Below are 21,343 nucleotides of genomic sequence, written 5' to 3'. Positions count from 1 at the left end.
CATAATTCTTTAAACTAAATATAATTTAATTATTTGTATTCAAATTCAAAAAACTACGTATTTTATTTATGTGATTTTTATGTAAAATTTAATTTTATTGATAATTTCGCAAGTTTTTGTTTAAAATTCATTTGATTAAAACCATTTTCGAGTGAAAAGAGTAACTAATGTTTTTGGTGAGAAAGTGATTATAAATCGTATTTTTTCATTGTATTTAGGTTGTGATATTTCCCATCCATTATTGGAGTAAACTGGAAAATAGAGTTCAAAATAGTCTGGAACCAAGTTTAAACGTACTCCCGAATCGTAAGCAAAGAACTCGCTTTGATGCTTGTTTTTCAAGAAACCAATGTCTCCATACAGTTCTACCCAGTTCCATATGGCATAACTGGCATTTAAAGTCGTTATCCATTGATTGGCGTATGCCGGTTCTAATTGCGATTTGAAACCACCTTCGGCAATAACATACTGCTGGCTAAAAAATCCAGTGCTTTCAGATCTGCCAAACAAATTATAGTCAAATAAATAATCAGTTGGACGGTCTAATCCAAAACTAAAATAATCTGAATTTGTTGTGTTGTACAAGAAGGTTCCTGCATACAATCTTAAATTTAACTTTTTATTGTTTTCAAATAACCTTCTATATTCCACCTCTCCAGACATTTTTCCGAATCCGCTAGAAAGCTGCAAATCGGTCATAAAGCTAAAATGATTGATTAATTCTGTTTTAGTATTTCCATAACGGGCATTAAAAATAGAATAATTGGGTTGCGAATTATCTGTTATATAAGCACTCTCTTCACGATTTACAATAACCTGACGTGCTAGAATGTACTGTTTTCGATTATCTCTAAAATCTTTTTCACGAATGCGAAACTGCACCATCGGATTTAACTTTAAATAAGTGGCATCTGGCGCATAATGATAATAATTTTGACTAATAGAATAACGAACATTATATAAAGTGCTATTTCTATAATTCTGATTCCATGAAAACGCCGATGAACCAGAAATCGTACCCGCTTTAATTGAATAAGCTGGGTTAATATCAAAATTAAAAGGTTTGTCTAAAATGGTCTTATTATGAAAACGAACTCCAGGCGTTATACCGTCATAATAGTTGTAATTTAATGTCGGGATATATAAAATTTGATTGTAATCTGGGTCTTCTAAATCTTTTGAAAAATTAAATTTTAAAGGACGATTCAGCGAAACATGTTTTAAAGATCTCCAGTTGTTTCTTTGGTTGTATTCTGGAACTTCATTGTTATAATTAATTACAATTTTGTCTGCATTTTTTCGGCTAAGTTCATAAACAGAATCTTTTGTTTTAGGCTCAATCCACTCTTTAAAAACAACTTCTTTCTTTTTAATTCCGTAAATCGGAATAGGAGCATAGATTCCAGTTTTGTTTTTAATAGAAAACTTTATGCTGTCTGCCGTTCTCGAAACATGAGAAAATTTATAATCGATAATATCTCTTGAATCGATAATGGTTTTAAAGAACCAATCGATATTTTTTGAGCTTTTTTGAGTTAAAATTTTTTCAAAATCATAACGATTAGACTGGCCAAATTGATTCAAGTTATAAAATTCTTTGATGCTTTTTGGAACAATATCGTGATTAAGATAATCGTCTAGATAACTCAAGCTTAAACCAGCGCGGTATTTACTGGCAATTTGTTCGTTAAACTTGATTAGCGTATTTTTCGGATCCCCTAATGGCTGATCCAAATTTTTACGAGCCATTAGCATATAGTAATAGCTGTATTGCTCATTAAAAGTTAGATTTGTAATATTATAACTTTTAAAGAGTTTCATGTCAGAAAGTTTTCCCAGCATTTTTTCATCACGATGATGTTCTTCCATATAATTCATCATGGTATAAATCTGTATGGCGTCATAAACCCAATTGTCTTTTCTTGGGTCTAAACGAAGACTATTCTTGAGATAATTATTTAAAAAAGTCTTTAAAAACTGAATTTCAAATATAAAATCGTCCTCAAACGGACTAATAAATGAAGGCAACTGATTTAATCCGTAGAACGGATTTCTGTCATAATCGATCTGAGAAACCGTTATTTTTTCATTCGGATATTTGCCAATAACTTTTTCAGCGTAAGAAACCACTCGGTTGATTATAATAGCTCTCTGAAATTCATCTATTTTTTTGTTTTTTAGATTAGTTTCTACAAGTATAGAGCCATTATCATACGTTCTAAAGCTATTTTGTTTTTCGATATAAAGGCTAAAATCGGTTCTGTTTCTTCCCGAAAAAGAGTAAATGCTATAGGTTTGATTGGTTGTGTCTTTTGAAATGGAATTTAAATCGGTAGTAATAGAATACTGGTTCGGAATTTTAATTTCGACCTCATAATCGCTCACTGCATTCGCGATATCATCTAGATTGAAATTGTTGTATTTTACAAAAAGACCATTTTCAAAGCGAGCAGGGCTTAAGAACCAGTTTCGTAGCGCCATTCCGCCATTTTGATCAAAACCAAAACGAGTGAATTTATCGTTTGGTATTTTTACAATGTAATTAAGGTGCAGATCAATTTTTTCGTTCGGAAAAAGTTTACGATCCAATTTGACAACAATATAATCAGGATTCTGAGCACTTCTTTCCCATTCTAGAGCCGAAAAATTAGTTTCAGTTAAATTGATGATTGTTGTTTTTCCTCTATCGACAGCTTTAGCTAAATGGAAACCTTTGTAAAATTCATCAGAAAAACGTTTTGCCAAAGGCGTGTTTTTGTCGGCGAAAGCATTGTTCCAATCATTTAGAACAATCGTAGTTAGCGTATCATTTGTTGTATTATGATATGTAATATCTTGCTTAACGTTCAGTGTTTTAAGCTCAAGATTCACTGCCACTTCCATCTTAGAGAGATGTTGCGCAGTTAGTTTTATCGAAAATGATAAAGCTAAAAAGAGGCAAATAATTTTATAAAGTGCTTTCAAATAATGGCTTAAAAATTATCAGATATACTTACGTTACGGACATATTGAAGTTACGGATTTTTGTAAAAATAGTATAAAAAAAGCTGTTTAAAAAAACAGCTTTCAATTTTTGCGTATTTGCAGTATATTTTAACCATATAAGTGATATAAGTTCATTTAAAAAGATTGCTTTAAACGCTATGCTTATATCACTTATAAGGTTCTAAAATTAGAAATTCGGACTTAAATCGTACTTTTTGTAGAATTTATCCAAAGCTTCAACAACTTCGTCTTCTGTGTCTACAATTTTAAATAAATTTAAATCTTCTGGGCTTACTGTATGCATTTTTTCAACCAAAACAGTTTTAACCCATTCAATCAATCCAGACCAGAATTCAACTCCAACCAAAATGATCGGGAATTTTCCAATTTTTTTGGTTTGAATTAAAGTAATGGCTTCAAACATTTCGTCTAAAGTTCCAAAACCTCCAGGCATAACCACAAAACCTTGCGAATATTTTACGAACATTACTTTTCTCACAAAGAAATAGTCGAAATTCAGATTTTTATCATGATCAATATACGGGTTGAAATGCTGCTCAAATGGAAGCTCAATATTTAAACCAACCGAAGTTCCACCACCTAAATGTGCACCTTTATTTCCAGCTTCCATAATTCCGGGACCACCTCCTGTAATCACACCGTAACCTGCTTTACTGATTTTATAAGCAATTTTTTCTGCCAATTGATAGTATTTATCCTCTGGTTTTGTTCTCGCCGATCCAAAAATAGAAACACAAGGACCAATACGTCCCATTGCTTCGTAACCATTTACAAACTCAGACATAATCTTAAAAATTGCCCAGCTGTCATTGGTTTTTATTTCATTCCACGTTCTTTGTTTCAAACGATCCTGAATTACTTTATCTTCATCATTATCAAAATCTTCTAATCTCATTTTAGGTATTTTAATTTATTATTATGTTTTATGTGATCGGAAGAAGGAGCTATTTCCTGCTGTCCGCTATATCTTTTGTGGCGAACCCCGCCACAAAAGGATGCCGCTCCCATCAGGGCTAGGGCAGTTGGTTTCAAATAAACATTAGGTTTAATTAAAACATGTTTTCTTTAAAAAGCTTGATTTTTTCAAAAAAAGCGGACACTAAATTAACGCTTTTTTCTAGAATTGTTATAAAAAACAGGAATTATAATCCAAAAGTAATGTTATGATAATAAGCAAATTCGGTTTTTTGATTCATTATCAGGTATTTGTTGCATGTAAAAGCAGTAAGTTTTTTTTATATCTAAATTTTTTGAAGTTTAAAGCCAACTCTCTCTATAATTTTGATAAAAGGTAAATTATAAAGTTTATTTACGCATTTTTGTCATTTCGACGAAGGAGAAATCTCCGCGAGAAGCTTGGCAAAGATTGGATTTTCGTCACGGAGTTACTTGTGGAGATTTCTCCTTCGTCGAAATGACAATGATTGTGGTTGTTTTGCTCAAAAACAAAATTCCTTGTACCCTTAGCTTTAAAATTCGATAAAAATCATTCTTACTCCAACTCTTTTTTCAAAAACTTAGCCGTATAACTCTTTTTATTCTGAGCCACTTCTTCGGGAGTACCTTTGGCAACCAATTGTCCTCCGCCTTTTCCGCCTTCTGGACCAATATCTATAATATAATCAGCAAGTTTTATAACATCCATATTATGCTCGATTACTAGAATGGTATTTCCTTTATCAACCAGTTTATTGATTACTTCCATCAAAACACGAATGTCTTCGAAGTGTAAACCTGTTGTTGGTTCGTCTAGAATATAAAATGTATTTCCAGTATCTTTTTTAGATAATTCTCCCGCCAATTTAATACGTTGCGCTTCACCGCCAGAAAGCGTTGTGCTTTGCTGACCAAGTGTAATATAACCTAAACCAACATCTTGAATGGTTTTGATTTTTCTATAAATCTTCGGAATATTTTCAAAAAACGGAACCGCTTCATCAACCGTCATATCTAAAACATCAGAAATTGATTTTCCTTTATATCTAATTTCTAAAGTCTCTCTGTTAAAACGTTTTCCTTGGCAAGTTTCGCATTCTACATAAACGTCTGGTAAGAAGTTCATTTCGATTGTTCTTACACCAGAACCTTCGCAAGTTTCGCAACGTCCGCCTTTTACGTTAAAACTAAAACGTCCCGCTTTGTAACCACGAATCATACTTTCAGAAGTCATAGTAAATAGATTTCTGATTTCGGTAAAAACCTCCGTATAAGTTGCCGGATTTGAACGTGGAGTTCTTCCGATCGGACTTTGATCAATATCAATTACTTTATCGATATGTTCTAAACCTTCAATCTTTTTGTAAGGTTGCGGTTTTTTTACGCCATTAAAATAATATGCATTTAAAATAGGGTAAAGCGTTTCATTAATCAAAGTCGATTTTCCGCTTCCAGAAACTCCTGTAACGCAAGTCATCTTACCTAACGGAATTTCAATTGAAACGTTTTTAAGGTTGTTTCCTGTTGCTCCGGTCAATTTCAAGAATTTGCCATTTCCTTTTCTTCTTTTCTTCGGAATATCAAATTTCATTTTACCATTCAAATATTGAGCGGTAATAGTGTCTGAAGCTAAAGTTTCTTTCGGAGTTCCTATGCTGATGATTTCTCCTCCATATTTACCAGCTTTTGGTCCAATATCAATTACATAATCAGCCGTTTCGATCATGTCTTTGTCATGTTCTACCACAATAACTGAGTTTCCGATATCGCGTAATTGTTCTAGAGAATGAATCAGTTTTTCGTTATCTCTTTGATGCAAACCAATACTTGGCTCATCCAAAATATAAAGTACTCCAACCAGTTGCGAACCAATCTGTGTTGCCAGACGAATACGTTGCGCTTCACCACCAGAAAGCGATTTTGAACTTCGGCTTAAAGCCAGATAATTCAAACCGACATTCATCAAAAAGTTCAAACGGTCTTTGATTTCTTTTACAACTTCAGAAGCAATTAAAAGCTGTTTGTCTGTTAAATGGCTATTTAAATCTTGAAACCAAGCTGTTAAATCTGAAATATCCATATCACACAATTCGGTGATATTTTTTTCATTTACTCTAAAAAATAAAGCTTCTTTTTTAAGACGTGAACCATCGCAAACAGGACAATTAATTTCGTCCATAAAATCTTTTGCCCAACGTTTTATGCTTGTTGTGGCACTTTCGTCATATTGATTTTTAATGAAATTAGAAATTCCTTCAAAATCGATTTTATATTCTCTTGTAACACCAAGATCTTTTGAGTTGATAGAAAACTTATCTTTTCCGCCATATAAAATCATTTGCATTGCTTCTTCCGGAATTTTCTCGATTGGATCGGTTATTTTAAAACCGAACTTTTCTCCAATGGTTTCCAATTGTTTGAAGATCCAAGACGATTTGTATTCGCCAAGCGGAGCAAAACCACCAGCTTTTATAGATAATTTCGGATTTGGAATAATCTTCTTGACGTTGATTTCGTGTACAGTTCCCAATCCGTTGCAATGCGGACAAGCTCCTTTTGGAGAGTTAAACGAAAATAAATTCGGTTCTGGATTTTGATATGAAATTCCTGTTGTTGGGCACATTAAATTTCTACTGAAATAACGAACCTCATTAGAATCCTGATCTAAAATCATCAAGACATCTTCGCCGTGATGCATCGCAGTATTGATGCTTTCAGATAATCTTTTTTGCGTATCAGGATTGTCTTCAATCACCATTCTATCTACAACAATTTCGATATCGTGTGTTTTGTAACGATCCAGTTTCATTCCGGCAACCAAATCTTGAACGTCTCCGTTTACACGAACTTTTAAGAATCCTTGTTTGGTAATTTGTTGGAATAATTCGGCGTAATGCCCTTTTCTAGCTTTAATTACTGGCGCTAGAATATTAATGCGTTTTCCGTTGTAATCCTGAATAATCAGATCTTTGATCTGTTCATCAGAATACGAAACCATTTTTTCGCCTGTGTTATAACTGTAGGCATCTGCACCACGTGCGTACAAAAGCCTTAGGAAATCGTAAATTTCAGTAATAGTTCCAACTGTAGAACGCGGACTTTTACTGGTTGTTTTTTGTTCAATTGCAATAACTGGAGAAAGTCCGTCGATTTTGTCAACGTCTGGACGCTCTAAACCGCCAAGGAATTGCCTCGCGTAAGCTGAAAAAGTTTCAACATAACGACGCTGCCCTTCGGCATAAATCGTATCAAATGCCAAAGAAGATTTTCCCGAACCTGATAAACCAGTAATTACAACCAGTTTTTCACGCGGAATAGATATATCGATATTTTTTAGATTATGAACTCTTGCACCAAGAACTTCAATAGTATTGTCTTTATCTAACATAATTTTGAGCAAAAACGCAAAGTTACCACTTTGATTTATTCTTTTTGTGCTCGATAGCAAAACTTTATGTTACAATTAGTAACAAAAAACGCTGACTTAAATTTGTCAGCGTTTAGATTAAGATGTTATTTTATTGATCCATTCCAATTCCTAGTACTTGTAATATTCCAACAACCCATATAATAGGTTTCCATAAAACAATAAAAGCAATTATGGATGAAATGGAGAAAACGGACCAAAACATGAAACCTCCATCTTGCGTAAAGAGAGGAAAGTATTCATTTAACAACATATAAATTCCAAAAGGTATTGCTGCTAAGACAAATACGACCCAAACAATAAATTTTATAATAAATACAATTATATTTAATAGAGCTTGAAATAACATAGAGATGATTTTTTTGACTTTCGTCTGATTATTTTTCTTTTAGATTGATACTTTAGTTTTTTGTATTTGGATTAGCAACTTCATCATCTAAAGCGGTTATTATTCCAGTTACCAATAATGATAAACCAACTCCGATAATGCCTCCCGTTTGGGCATTTTTGCCAAGATGATTTGCAATTGCCATTCCAGCTGCAGCTCCTGAAGTTAAAATAGGAGTCAAATTGCTAAAGTTCATTTCTGTGTTTTTGTTTTTTAGAAGATTTTTCATAATACATGTTTTAAAGTTTAGTGCAATAGTATATTACGAAACTGTCAAATTGTGTCAGTCATTTTTTGCGTATTGAAATAATAGTCACTGACAAGTTTTGTCAGTTTTAAGACGTATATTTATATTAAAAATGTATATGCTGAAAACAACAAAATTGAATCTTACTCAAGTTCGACGAATAAGTCTATTATTAGCTTACTTAAAACGAAATCCATATAGAAGTTTACAGGAAATTTTAAATTATTTTGAAGAAAATGATAAAGGATTTAAGGATCGAACTTTATATAGACTTAACGAGACTTTATCTAGAGATTTTGCTATTGAAATAGTTTTTGATGAAAGAAATAATGGCTATTATTTTGATGAAGAAAACAGTACAAACCCAGAAGCATTTCTGAGTTTGTTAGAAATATTGGTTACTGCCGAACTTTTCTCTAGTAATTTCAATGAAAAGAATAATGCGCTTTCTTTTGTTGAATTTGAAAATACAGCAGCGATTGAGCATATTCCTGATTTTAAAATTGTATTAGAAGCCATACAAAAACAATTGCCTATTACGTTCAGACATAATAGCTTTTATCATTTAAAAGAAGACGATTATACTTTAAAACCATATTTCCTTAAGCAATATCAAAACAGATGGTATGTTATTGGTGAAACAGATAAAGGTTACAGAACTTTTGGAATTGACAGATTAGAAAACATTGTTATTGGAAGTAAAAAGTTTAAATCTAAAACAGAAGAAGCTAAAGATAAATTTAGCAACGTGGTTGGCTTAAATTATGTCGATCATAGAATTGAAAAAATACATTTGTCATTTAATATCTCCCAAAAACCTTATGTAAAATCACTTCCTTTGCATCGTTCTCAGAAAGAAATTGATTCTAAAAATGAATCTTTATTTGATATTGAATTACTAATTCATCCCAATTTTGAATTCAAGCAACAAGTTTTGAAATACGGAAGTTTGGTTAAAGTAATTGAGCCAAAGTGGTTTGCTGATGAGATTAAGGAAGAATTAAGGAAAGGGGTTGAGAATTACTGATAATAATTGCAAACGGTTCAACTTATAGAGCTACAACTTGAACCGTTTTTGTTTTTTTACTCTTGCCCAATAAATGTATTTCGTGCAATATTTCCGATTGTGTTTGTTGCTATTAAGTCAAAACTTCCTCCGATAATTCCTCCAATTAATGGAATTGCTTTGCCTAAATTAACCGCTCCTTTTTCTCCAAATTTAGTTAAAAGTCTAAAGCCAACTTTTTGATTTATTGCAGTTATAGTTTTTGCAGAAATATTTCTAACTGTAGTCGTCGCAATTTTTTGTCCAACCACAATGCCAATATCTTTTAGGATATCTTTTGCTCCATTTCCAGCTACACACGCATACACAAGAGATTTTACTTTGTCATCTTTGATGTCATGGCCACCGATGTATGCAATTGCAGCAATCATTCTAACTTGTACGTACAGCACGCTTGCAATATTCGCTGGGATAGTCACCGGCATTACAATAATACCCGGAAGACCTGTAAGAAAACCGCTTGTGCACGCTTTTGTGTTTTGCCATCGAATTAAAGAGTTTACCATTTCTACTTTAGTTCCGCCTTTGGCTATATAGTTGTCTGCCATTTCCTGAGCAGAGTCTAGTCCAGCGACGCCATTTAAAGCTTTTTCGTATGCAAAATCAAGAGTTTTCATTATTAAACTTGGTGATATTTTTTCAGTTTTCATTGGTTTTTAAGAGATTATTGTAATTTATATTTACAAATTAATGAGTGCATACTGTCATTTTCTGTCAGTCGGGAATTAATTTTATAGAGTTATTTTGACTCACAGTATTCACAATAAAAATTTGGCATATTTTAAAATTAAAGGGTTAAAACGCAAAAATAGAAGAACATTTAAGCGTAATTTTTTTTCTTCTTTAAAGGGCTTTTTATTGTATGAAAGCACCTTTCTGGCATAAAAACAAAAAAGCACTTGCCAAATAACAAGTGCTTTTTTAATTTTAAGAGTGAAATATTAAACCCAAAACATAATGGTTACTGTTGTACCGTTATGTTCGCTAAAATTAATTTCTATTGAATTCTCTTTTGAATCTTGTAAAAGCGACAAACGCTCTTTGGTAAGTTGAATTCCTTTAGATTCATGAAGTTTATTTTTTTTGGCAGCATTTATCCCCATTCCGTTGTCTATGATTTTACATTCTAAAATAGTTTCAGAAATCATTTTAAATGAGATTGTCAATTTAGGATTTTGGCTAGATTCGTTAAAGGCATGAACAAAAACATTCTCAACAAATGGCTGTAATAGCATTGTTGGGATCTCGGTAAAATGAGTATCTATTTCGTCTGAAATTAAGAGCTCAAAAGCAATAAGGTTTTCCAAACGCTTATTTTCAATTTTTATATATGCCTTTAAATATTCGATTTCTTCATCGATCGTGATTTTTTGTTTGGATGAGTTTTCAAGGGTTTTCCGAATCAATTTTGAAAATTCACTTATATAAATCATCGATTCTTCCATTTCTCTATGCGCAATATAAGACTGAATGGTATTCATTGCATTAAATGTAAAATGCGGATTCATCTGGCTTAATAAAGCTTCTAATTTTGTCTCTGCAATACGACGCTGGACAATGATTTTTTCGTTTGATTTCTTTTTAATTCTTAGAAAAACCAATATGATTATAATAAGCAAAATGGTTGCAACCAAAGAAATAAACCACCAGCTTAACCAAAACGGTGGCTGAATATAAAGCTGTAAAATGGTAAAAACTTTCGATTTTCCTGCGTTCATATCAAAAACTTCAATCATTACATTGTAGTTTCCAGTAGGCAAATAAGGAAGGAATAAATTGGTCTTTTCGCTGTAGGGACTCCAACGATTGTTACTATTTAAACGATATCTGAATTTCAGTTTGTTTGGAAATGAATGTCCTTTAGGAATAAAATCTATAGAAAAAGAATTGTGCTTATAGTCAGAAATCAGTTGTTTTGAATTGTATCTAAACCATTTGTATTCTGATGATTTTAAAGGAACGTTATTGATGGCAATCTTACTAATTCCGATCTCAGAAACAGTCAATTGTGTTGCCGTCAAACGATTTAAATCTATGGTGTAATAGCCTTTTTTGGTTCCGAGCCATAAACTGTTTGCAAAAATTTGTGACGTTGTAATTTTAGAATCTTGAAGGCCTTGCTCTTTATCAATAAGTCTTATAACACCGTTTTTATAAATGTTTATGCCTTTTTCTGTTCCAATCAAGATATAGTCTTTGTAAGCTTCAAGAAATAGAATGGTGTTTCCGATAATTTCTTTTTTCGAAATGGTATTCAGTATTTTAAACGATTTTGAATCGTCAATTACAAAAACATCTCCAAATTCAGCCGCTAAAATAAGTTGGCCTTTATTGTTTTTTGTAATGTGTTTGAACTTTTTTTCTTTCCAGATTCCATCAGTTAAATACGATTTGAATTGATCTTTTTCATGTACAAACAAACCATTAAAAACAGATATAAGGTAGGTTTTCCCCTTATTATTTAAAATTTTTACAATGTCTAAAGGTGTGTGTTTATCAAATTCCGAAAAATGTTTGGCTTTTAAATTTGGCAAATCATCATATACGCGTACGCCTCCGTAAGGAATCGTTTCTATAAATTTATGATCATTTGTAAAACCAATTTTATAAGTATGAATCGGACTGTAGCTTATTATTTTGCCTTCAAAATTAAGTTCAAAAATTCCAATATTACTTGTAACCCATAAAGAATTCTGATGTTTTAAAAGTTCATAAAACTCAATTTTGTTTTCAGGAATATTATAATCCAATTCATAATATCCATCGGCATGTGTGGGAAGTTTTAATTTTGTTTTTTTTATGAAATCAGTTTCATATTTTTTGAAATCGGATAATGAAATGTTTTTTAAAGCATTATTTTCATTGTTTAAAAATGTAATTCCATTTTGATGCAATATTATTTTTTGAGTTTTAATTGCTTCAAAATCAATAATGGTTTTGTCATTGAATTTATGGTAATTGATTATTTGATCTAATTGAACTTCATAAATTCCATTGTCTTTTGAACCTACGTAAAGAATGTTTTTTTTGCCATTATATACAACATTCAGCAAATTCTTCGAAGTGATTCCGTATGATTCTGAAATGTCGATCATTTTATCATCAGAAATAGAATAAAGCCCGCCGCTTAAATCAAAAACACCCCAAGCTGCGGCATACAGAGTATTTTGGCTATCTTTTGCAAAGTCCCAAACAATAGAATTTCCAATTGGTTTTAATTTCTTTTTATTTGAAATTAAATCTTCAACTTTAAAGCGATCAATAAAACCTTTATTTCCAGAATAAATAATATAATCGTAAAAGCCTAAACCGTAAAGAAATTTATGTCTAAAAACTTCCTGAATTATTGGAGCTTTGTTTTCATAAATTATTTTAAATAAGCCTTCATTTATGGTTGAAAAATAAACCTCATTCTCAAAAACAAAAAAATCTGAAACCAAAAAAACACCAAACTGTGGTAAAATGCCTTTTGGAACTAGAACTTTATTAGTTTTAATATCAATTATTGCAGGACCTAATTCTGTACCAACATACATTTTGTTTTTAAATGGCAGTAGCTTCCGAACCCTTTCATTTGGCAATTTTTGTTTTTTAGTAAAGACAGTAAACTTTCTGCCATCAAATTTAGTTACGCCACCGCTGTAGCTTGCAAACCAAATATTTCCGTCAGCATCTTCAGAAATGTCCCAGCAGCTATTATGGCCTAATCCGGTGCTTTCATCCAGATTGGTAAACATGCCGTTTTCCATTCTAGAGACACCATTTTCTGTTCCAATCCATAAAACATTTTTAGAATCTAAAAACAAGGCACGAACAGCATTATTGGGTAGACCTTCAGTTGTTGTATAATTTTTTGACGGAAAATATTGTCCAAAGAAAAATATTGGAAAGAAAAAAAGAAATGCACAAAATCTAAGCTTATTTTGTAATGGCATCTATAAGCTTGTTTTTTGTAAATTTTTTGTCTGAAACCTGAATTTCATGACCAGAAGTCATTTGTAGCTTAAATTCTTCCGATTTAAATTTTTTGACATGTGCAGCATTAATCAAATAACTTCTGTGAACTTTTAAGAAGTTTTTTTCTGATTCTAATAATTCGCAGATTTCTTTAAGGGACTTTGTAGCGCAATATTTATGATCTTTAGTATAAATGTCGGTATAAGGACCTTCTGACTTGCAAAACAAAATTTCGTTAAGTTGAATGACGTCGAAGCCTGTTTTTGATGCAAGGGCAATTCGTTGTTTTCCTGAAGATTGGTTTTCTCTATTTTCCTTTAATAGTTGATATCTATCTAAACTATCTTTTTTTTCTAAAGCTAAATCTAGTTTACTAATGGCAGTTTTAAAATCTGGTATATGAATTGGTTTTATTAAATAGTCTAAAGCACTATTTTTAATGGCTTGCAATGCATGCTCTTTATATGCCGTTGTAAAAATAATTTCAAATGGAATTGTGTCAAAGTAAGAAAGCAAATCAAAGCCGTTTTCACCAGGCATTTGAATATCAAGAAAAACAAGATCTGGAGATTTTTTTTTAATTGATTCTAAAGCTGAGGGAACAGAACTGCATTGTTCGACTATTTCGATTTTGTCATCATAAATTTGCTTACAGAGTGTCTCTATAAGATTTCTTGCAGACAATTCATCATCAACAATAATAGCTTTAATTTTCATCTTTGGTGTGGCGTTTAAAAATAATTCTACTCTTGGGCTTTTATTTGGTGCAACTCAAATATCCTGAGAAATATATTATTTGTACTAATATGAATTGAAAAATCAAATATAATATATTCTGTATGAATATATCTATGATCTTTAATGCGTCCAAAAGAAAATTATTCAATCGTCATAGAACGAAGTTTTGTTCTATATGCTTCAAGCGCTATTGATTTAGAAATAAAACCATAATATTTTCCATCTCTTAAAACAGGCAGAAAAGCTGATTTTGAAGTTTCGAACTTCTTCATAACAATTTCCATACTATCCAGAGTTGAAATTGTTGCCAATGGCGCTTTCATAACATCTCTAATATGGGTGTATTTAACACGATAGGCATTGAAGATAATTTCGCGAATGTCATTAAAGTGTACAACTCCAATTAAATCTTTGTCATGGTTGACAACGGCAAAAACAACTTGGTTGGAGTGTGAAATCAAATCGACTAATTTGCTTAAGTTTTCATCTGGATGAACGGTAAGATAATCGCACTGAATAATAGTGTCAATTTCTAAAGTAGAAAGAATATTAGAATCTTTATTGCTGGTAAAGGCATGTCCTTTTTTGGCTAAACCTTTTACGTCAAGCGAATACTTTTCGTAACGTTTAGAAATGGCAAAACTGATTGAAGAAACAATCATTAGAGGAATCATTAATCCGTAACCTCCTGTGATTTCTGCAATTAAGAAAATAGCCGTAAGCGGAGCATGAAATAAGCCACTCAAAATTCCAGCCATTCCAACCATTGTAAAGTTGCTGATAGGAAGTTTAGATAAGCCAATCAGTGTAACCAATTTAGAAAAGAAATAGCCTAAATAAGATCCTAAAAATAGAGAAGGGGCAAAGTTTCCACCATTTCCACCGCTACCAATGGTTAATCCAGAAGCAAAAACTTTAACCATTGCTGTTGCTCCAACAAACAAAAGCAGAACCCATTGATTATTTCTAAAATCGGCAAACAAAGTATTATCTAATAAAAGTCCAGGATCTGCATCAGATAATGTTTTAATGCTTTCGTATCCTTCACCAAATAATGTCGGAAAAATAAAAATTAACAACGCCAATAGTGATGAACCGATTAGAGCTTTTTTGTATGGATTGATTTGCTGTTTGGCAAAATAATGTTCTACTTTTTGGAAATTTCTCGAGTAATAAATAGCGACTAATCCTGTAATAACTCCTAAAATAACGTAAAATGGGATATTGTGATAATCGAACGTTTCTTGTTTTTTGAAGCTCAATAAAATGCTTTCATCTAAAACAATCGCAGAAACCAAAGCGCCTGTAGCAGCAGAAATCATAATAGGAGTGAAGGCAGAAATACTAACATCTACCAATAAGACTTCAATCGCAAAAAGCACCCCAGCAATTGGCGCATTAAATGCGGCAGCAATTCCGGCCGCAACGCCACAGCCAATTAATAAAGTTCTGTCTTTGTATTGTAGCTTATAGTTTTGAGCAAAATTAGAACCAAAAGCGGCTCCTGTTATCACAATCGGACTCTCTAAACCAGCAGAACCACCTAAACCAACCGTTAACGAACTGGTAATAATCTGGGCATACATTTGCTTTTTCGGGATAATACTTGCTTTTTTTGCAACGGCATAAAGTATTTGTGAAGTTCCTTTTTGAATAGTTCCGTTAAGGACTTTTTTTACTACAAAAACCGTCAGTAATATACCAATAATAGGTAAAATACTGTTAATGAAACTCAATTTTAAAATTCCGTTAATGTATGTAGCGAAAGAAAAAACACTGTGTGCGAATGTTTTAAGGACAATTACTGCAAACGCACACGATATTCCTGTTAAAACACTAGATAAAAAAAGGAATTGTTTTGGTGTCATTAATGATTGAGCCAAAGCAATTATACTTTCAAGTCGTCTGAAATATTTTTTTATCATTCTGTTTTAAAATTATCGATCTTACAAAATTAGATTATAATCTTGTTTAAAAAAATATAAAATCAAGAAAGAATTAAAAACCAGAGGCTGCATCATCTCCTCTAAAATCTGCTCCACCTTCTAATCTATTGTCTGGCAAAATCAAAATAGCATCAACTTTTCCGATAATTGGAGTTGGTTTTTCGTTTATAATGTAATGCTTAGCTTTTAGAGTGTCTATAGTTTTAGTTTCAAAAGTATTTGGTTCAAAAGTAATTAAATCTGGCAGCCATTGATGATGAAAACGTGGAGCATTAACTGCTTCTTGCATGCTTAATTTGTATTCGTAAACGTTTAAAATAGTCTGTAAAACAGAAGTAATAATTGTTGATCCTCCTGGAGTTCCTACTACCATAAAAAGTTTTCCGTCTTTCTCTACAATTGTTGGCGTCATAGAACTTAACATACGTTTTTGTGGTGCAATGCTGTTCGCTTCATTTCCAACTAAACCAAACATATTTGGAGATCCAGGTTTAGCGCTGAAATCATCCATTTCATTATTCAAAAAGAAACCTAAATCGTCGCAATAGTATTTAGAACCATAACCATCATTTAAAGTTGTTGTAGCGGCAATTGCGTTTCCAAATTGGTCTACTATTGAATAATGTGTGGTTTCTGTACTTTCAGCATAATTAACTTTGCCTTCTTTTATTTCAGTAGATAAGGTGGCCTTTTCCGGATTAAAACTTGCCATTCTTTCGCGCAGATAGTTTTCATCCAATAATTCTTTCAACGGAATTTTTACAAAGTCGGGATCACCCAAAAAGTAGCTTCTGTCTGCATATGCTCTTCTTTCTGCTTCAACAATAACCTGAATTGCAGCTGGGGAATTGTGCCCCATTTTGGCTAAATCATAAGGTTCAAGCATTTTTAAAATTTGAGCCAAACAAATTCCACCACTACTTGGCGGAGCCATCGAAGTTATTTTTAAATCCTTGTAAGTAAACTGAAGTGGCTTTCTCCATATAGCTTCATACTTTGCCAAATCAGCCATAGTAATAATACCTCCTTTTTCTTTAAGATAATTGACTAGGATTTTTGCTGTTTCGCCTTTATAAAATTCATTTCTTCCTTTTTTCTGAATCCTTTTTAAAGTCTTTGCTAGTGCTGGATATTTTATAGTATCATTTTCTTTGTAAGTTTTTGATGCGGGAGAATCTTCTCCATTTATTTTTACAATGCTTTCATGATAATCTTTTAAACTTTTTTCTTGTTTTTTGGTAACGATAACCCCTCTTTCAGCTAAAGCAATTACAGGTTCTAGGATTTTAGAAATTGGCATGGTGCCATATTTTTTATGAACTGCAAAAACTCCCGCAATAGTTCCAGGTACACCAATTGCAAGCGCAGTTTGTGTGCTTTTTCCTTTTATTACATTTCCTTCACTATCTAAAAACATGTCTTTTGTGGCTGCCAACGGAGCTTTTTCTCGATAATCTAAAGAACCAACTTCGCCATTTGCTTTTCGGTAAACCATAAATCCGCCGCCTCCAATGTTTCCTGCAAAAGGAAAAGCAACTGCAAGAGCTAATTCAGTTCCTACCATGGCATCAAAAGCATTTCCGCCTCTTTTCATAATGTCAGCGCCAATTTTTGAAGCTTCTTCGCGAGCAGAAACTACCATTGCTTTTGTAACAACTAATCCGGTTGGTTTTGAAACGGCATCTTGCGCATTGATGCTATTTAGGTATAAAAGTGCTATTAAAAGTGTAATTTTTTTCATGTGTAATAAGGTTAAAATGAGTTAGAGTGTAAGCAGTTTTTGTTTTGCTTGTGCTCTCATTTCTTCAAAAAAAAGAGTGAATTCTTTTTCAAATTCGTCGTAAAATTCAGTGAGCTCTTCAACAGCAAACTGCATTTGAGAAATGTTTTTAGATCTTCTGTCCATTTGAGTTAAAATATGCTGAATTCCTTCAGTTGTACGATAACTTACAAGCCAGTTTCTTTCAATCATATAAGGCATTAAACCTTGTGTCCTTTCGGTTAAGATTTCGTAATTATCGTGTAAGGAGTGATAAAATCGCTTTACGAAAAGTTCTAACTTTTCATCCGAATATTTTTCCCAGTTTTTGGCTAGAAAATGATCGTAAACAATATCTACAATTACGCCGGCATAATGATGATATCTGTCATGCAGACGTTTGGTGCTAGTTCTAAAAATATCGTGAGAATCGGTATAAGTATCTATGAATCGATGCAGTAAAATTCCTTTTTGTACATCTTCAGGAAAATGCTCAAACTGTTTTCCGCGAATTCCGTCAGCCATAAAATTCCCGATTTTAATCAGATCATTTTCTCCAGAAAGGTATATGTGGGCTAAGAAATTCATTTTTTTATAAGTTTCTAAGAATCGAAGTTTCTAAGATTCTGAGTTATTTTAGTAAATGTATAAAAACTTTTTTAAATCATTTTGTTATAAAAATAGCGAGATATAAGTAGTTTCTTATAGGTTAAATTTAAAATCTTAGAAACTTAGCGCCTTAGTAACTCGGTAACTTTTTTATATTTGTAAAAAAATAACCCTAACTCACAAAAATGACTTTAATAAAATCTATTTCTGGAATCCGTGGAACGATCGGAGGAAAAGTGGGAGATAATCTAACTCCTGTTGATGCAGTGAAATTTGCGTCGGCGTACGGAACTTTCTTAAAAAATAATATTGCTAAAGATAAATTGACTGTTGTAATTGGCCGTGATGCTAGAATCTCGGGACCAATGATTCATAATTTAGTAGTGAATACTTTAATTGGTCTGGGGATCGATGTTATCGATCTTGGGCTTTCTACAACTCCAACTGTTGAAGTGGCTGTTCCGTTAGAAAAAGCAGATGGCGGAATTATTTTAACAGCATCTCACAATCCAAAACAATGGAATGCTTTAAAATTATTAAATGCAAAAGGAGAATTTTTAAGCGGTGCCGACGGAGCAAAAATTCTTGAAATTGCAGAAGCAGAAGCTTTCGATTTTTCTGATGTTGATAGTTTAGGTGAAGTGATTTCAAATGACGCTTATATGGATATTCATATCGATGAAGTTTTAAACTTGCCATTGGTTGATATAGAAGCGGTTAAAGAAGCTAAATTTAAAGTGGTTGTTGATGGTGTAAATTCATCTGGAGGAATTATTATTCCTAAACTGCTAAAATTAATGGGAGTTGAAGTGGTTGAATTGTATTGCGAACCAAACGGACATTTTCCTCATAACCCTGAGCCATTAAAAGAACATTTAACTGATATTTCTGAGCTTGTTGTAAAAGAAAAAGCTGATTTTGGTATTGTAGTAGATCCAGATGTTGACCGTTTGGCTTTTATTAGCGAAGACGGAGAAATGTTTGGCGAAGAATATACTTTGGTAGCTTGCGCAGATTACGTTTTGAGTAAAACTCCAGGAAATACCGTTTCTAATATGTCATCTTCTCGTGCTTTAAGAGATGTTACAAAAGCACATGGCGGAAGTTATGAAGCAAGTGCAGTAGGAGAGGTGAATGTGGTAGAATTAATGAAGAAAAACAACGCTATTATTGGTGGTGAAGGAAACGGTGGAATTATCTATCCAGAATTGCACTATGGAAGAGACAGTCTAGTAGGAGTTGCTTTGTTTTTGACGCATTTAGCAAACAAAAAAATGCCAGTTTCTGCTTTGAGAGCTTCTTATCCAGAGTATTACATGAGTAAAAATAAGATTGAATTGACACCTCAAATTGATGTTGATGCAATTTTAACTCAAATGACAGAGAAATATAAAAACGAAGATATCTCGACAATTGATGGTGTAAAAATTGATTTTGCAACAGAATGGGTTCATTTAAGAAAATCAAACACAGAGCCAATTATTCGTATTTATACTGAAGCGCCTTCTCAAGATGCAGCAGATAAATTAGCACTAAGAATTATTGATGAAATCAAAGTGATCGCTGGAATCTAAGATTTCAGTTTTTAAATAGAAAAAAGCCTCTTTAGAAATTTCTAAAGAGGCTTTTTTCTATTATTTATTCAATACGGTGTTTCCATCTTTTGTGTGTCCACAAATAAAATTCTGGAGATTCTAGAATTTGTTTTTCTACTTCTCTTAAATACATTTCTGTGATGTCAAAATTTTCAAATTCTTTCGGATCATCAGCAAGAGAAAGAAAAGTCGCTTCGTAAAATCCTCTTTTTACTTTTTTTACTTTCACCATTATGACAGCTAAATCGTATTTTTTTGCTAGCATTTCTGCTCCTGTATGGACTGGAACTTCAATTCCCATAAATTTCATCGAGTGAAAAATTCGATCCAATTTTGGAGATTGATCGCTTGCTAAACCATACAAACTTAAAACTTCATCGCGCTGATGTTGCGCCATTGTTGGAATTGCTTTTCTGGTTTCGATCATTTCTGTATTGTATTTAGAACGGATTTTTCGAACCAATTTATCAAAATAAGGATTGGCTAATCTTTTGTAAACAGCAACACCCTGAAATCCAAGTTTTGGATTAATAGTCAAAAGCCATTCGTAACTAGCATAATGCGAAGCTACAAGAATTACGCTTTTTCCTTTTTTAGCATAATCGCGAACCAAATCAATATTGGTAACCTGAAATCTCCTTTCCATTTCTTCAGGAGACATGCTCATGGTTTTAATCATTTCTAAAAACATATCACACATATGCTTGTAGAATTTCTTTTCTATATCTTTTCTTTCAGCATCGCTTAAATGAGGTAAAGTAAGCGCAAGATTTTCGCGAACCACTTTTTTACGATAGCCAATTACTCTGTATACCAGAAGGTAAACAAAATCTGAGAATAGATAAAATATAGGAAACGGAAGTATGGAGATAAGCCAAAGTAATGGATAGGCTAAAATATAAACAAGAAACTGCATCTAAATTTTTTTTACAAAGATAAATTAAAAATGATTATCGATTGATATTTTGCTTTCTTGCTAACTTATCTTTAAGAATGATTATATTTACAATTCACAATAATTAGTACTTATGAATTTTATTTTAATAGCGATTATCGTTGCGAACGTTGTTATTAGTTACAAAGGTTTTAATGATCTTTATTTTTTTAGAAAATACGAATTTCATGTAGGAAGCATTCGTTCTGGAGAGCAAATCAGAATGTTATCTTCAGGATTTTTGCATGTAGATATGATGCATTTAATTTTTAATATGCTGACTTTGTATTTTTTTGCTCCTGTAGTTTTAAACTGGCTTGGCAATTTTTCTTTTGTCTTGGTGTATTTTGGAAGTTTAATCTTCGGAAGTCTTCTTACCATGTTATTGCATAAAAACGATTATAGTTATCGAGCTGTTGGAGCTTCTGGCGCGGTGACTGGAGTTTTGTATTCAGCAATATTGTTGCAGCCAGATATGATGCTTGGAATATTTTTTGTCATTCCTATGCCAGCTTATATTTTTGGAATTTTGTATTTATTGTACTCAATTTATGGAATGAAAGCCAAAAATGATAATATTGGGCATACAGCACACTTTGGAGGTGCTATAGGCGGATATTTGATAACTTTAATTAAAATGCCATCACTATTTACAGACCACACAATGATGGTTATACTTCTTGCGATTCCAATTTTAATACTTTTTGGAATGGCAAAATTGGGAAAATTGTAATG

14 protein-coding genes are annotated in these 21,343 nt (G+C 32.4%); 3 read left to right on the top strand and 11 right to left on the bottom strand.

The features are described 5' to 3' along the window. Nucleotides 1-135: 135 nt before the first annotated feature. The 4 genes from JC605_RS11070 to JC605_RS11055 form a co-directional block, all read right to left on the bottom strand. The gene (locus JC605_RS11070; protein ID WP_198856249.1) at nucleotides 136-2,883 is read right to left on the bottom strand and encodes an aminopeptidase; all 2,748 of its coding nucleotides are present in this window, start codon (nucleotides 2,881-2,883) and stop codon (nucleotides 136-138) included. Between the two features lie 289 nt (nucleotides 2,884-3,172). Further along, a complete protein-coding gene (locus tag JC605_RS11065) occupies nucleotides 3,173-3,901 on the bottom strand; it encodes a TIGR00730 family Rossman fold protein (protein WP_111425481.1) in 729 nt (242 codons plus the stop codon). A gap of 597 nt (nucleotides 3,902-4,498) precedes the next feature. Continuing rightward, entirely contained in the window at nucleotides 4,499-7,330 is a 2,832-nt protein-coding gene (gene uvrA / locus JC605_RS11060; RefSeq protein WP_198856248.1) for an excinuclease ABC subunit UvrA, read from the bottom strand. 440 nt (nucleotides 7,331-7,770) lie between these two features. Next, entirely contained in the window at nucleotides 7,771-7,986 is a 216-nt protein-coding gene (locus tag JC605_RS11055) for a hypothetical protein (protein ID WP_198856247.1), read from the bottom strand. 136 nt (nucleotides 7,987-8,122) lie between these two features. Here JC605_RS11055 and JC605_RS11050 point away from each other — a divergent pair, with 136 nt between their 5' ends. After that, complete coding sequence (locus JC605_RS11050) at nucleotides 8,123-9,031, top strand: YafY family protein (protein ID WP_198856246.1); 909 nt, start codon at nucleotides 8,123-8,125, stop codon at nucleotides 9,029-9,031. 56 nt (nucleotides 9,032-9,087) lie between these two features. On the opposite strand, the gene JC605_RS11045 is transcribed toward JC605_RS11050, so the two are convergent. The 6 genes from JC605_RS11045 to JC605_RS11020 all read right to left on the bottom strand — a co-directional run bounded on the left by JC605_RS11045 (nucleotide 9,088) and on the right by JC605_RS11020 (nucleotide 18,058). Beyond that, nucleotides 9,088-9,720, bottom strand: a complete 633-nt coding sequence (locus JC605_RS11045) for an EcsC family protein (RefSeq protein ID WP_198856245.1) — start codon at nucleotides 9,718-9,720, stop codon at nucleotides 9,088-9,090. 291 nt (nucleotides 9,721-10,011) lie between these two features. Then, nucleotides 10,012-13,005 (bottom strand): histidine kinase, encoded by a 2,994-nt coding sequence (locus tag JC605_RS11040; RefSeq protein WP_198856244.1) that lies wholly within the window; start codon nucleotides 13,003-13,005, stop codon nucleotides 10,012-10,014. After that, the gene (locus tag JC605_RS11035) at nucleotides 12,989-13,744 is read right to left on the bottom strand and encodes a LytTR family DNA-binding domain-containing protein (RefSeq protein ID WP_198856243.1); all 756 of its coding nucleotides are present in this window, start codon (nucleotides 13,742-13,744) and stop codon (nucleotides 12,989-12,991) included. The genes JC605_RS11040 and JC605_RS11035 overlap by 17 nt, the downstream gene beginning before the upstream one ends. Nucleotides 13,745-13,905: 161 nt before the next feature. After that, nucleotides 13,906-15,690, bottom strand: coding sequence for a chloride channel protein (locus tag JC605_RS11030; protein WP_198856242.1), 1,785 nt, complete (start codon nucleotides 15,688-15,690; stop codon nucleotides 13,906-13,908). A gap of 73 nt (nucleotides 15,691-15,763) precedes the next feature. After that, entirely contained in the window at nucleotides 15,764-17,452 is a 1,689-nt protein-coding gene (gene ggt, locus JC605_RS11025) for a gamma-glutamyltransferase (RefSeq protein ID WP_198856241.1), read from the bottom strand. A gap of 21 nt (nucleotides 17,453-17,473) precedes the next feature. After that, nucleotides 17,474-18,058, bottom strand: coding sequence for an ACP phosphodiesterase (locus JC605_RS11020; RefSeq protein WP_198856240.1), 585 nt, complete (start codon nucleotides 18,056-18,058; stop codon nucleotides 17,474-17,476). 206 nt (nucleotides 18,059-18,264) lie between these two features. Between JC605_RS11020 and glmM the strand changes: the two genes are divergently transcribed. After that, a complete protein-coding gene (gene glmM / locus JC605_RS11015; RefSeq protein WP_198856239.1) occupies nucleotides 18,265-19,653 on the top strand; it encodes a phosphoglucosamine mutase in 1,389 nt (462 codons plus the stop codon). A 64-nt stretch (nucleotides 19,654-19,717) separates the two neighbouring features. Here glmM and JC605_RS11010 read toward each other — a convergent pair whose 3' ends face one another. Then, complete coding sequence (locus JC605_RS11010; RefSeq protein ID WP_198856238.1) at nucleotides 19,718-20,590, bottom strand: lysophospholipid acyltransferase family protein; 873 nt, start codon at nucleotides 20,588-20,590, stop codon at nucleotides 19,718-19,720. Between the two features lie 112 nt (nucleotides 20,591-20,702). Between JC605_RS11010 and JC605_RS11005 the strand changes: the two genes are divergently transcribed. After that, nucleotides 20,703-21,341, top strand: coding sequence for a rhomboid family intramembrane serine protease (locus tag JC605_RS11005; RefSeq protein ID WP_198856237.1), 639 nt, complete (start codon nucleotides 20,703-20,705; stop codon nucleotides 21,339-21,341). Nucleotides 21,342-21,343: the final 2 nt, after the last annotated feature.

The sequence above is a fragment of the Flavobacterium sp. IB48 genome, assembly GCF_016405855.1.
Classification (GTDB): domain Bacteria; phylum Bacteroidota; class Bacteroidia; order Flavobacteriales; family Flavobacteriaceae; genus Flavobacterium; species Flavobacterium ginsengisoli.
Note: the sequence above shows the minus strand (reverse complement) of the source record. Positions and strands in the feature narration are given on the sequence as shown.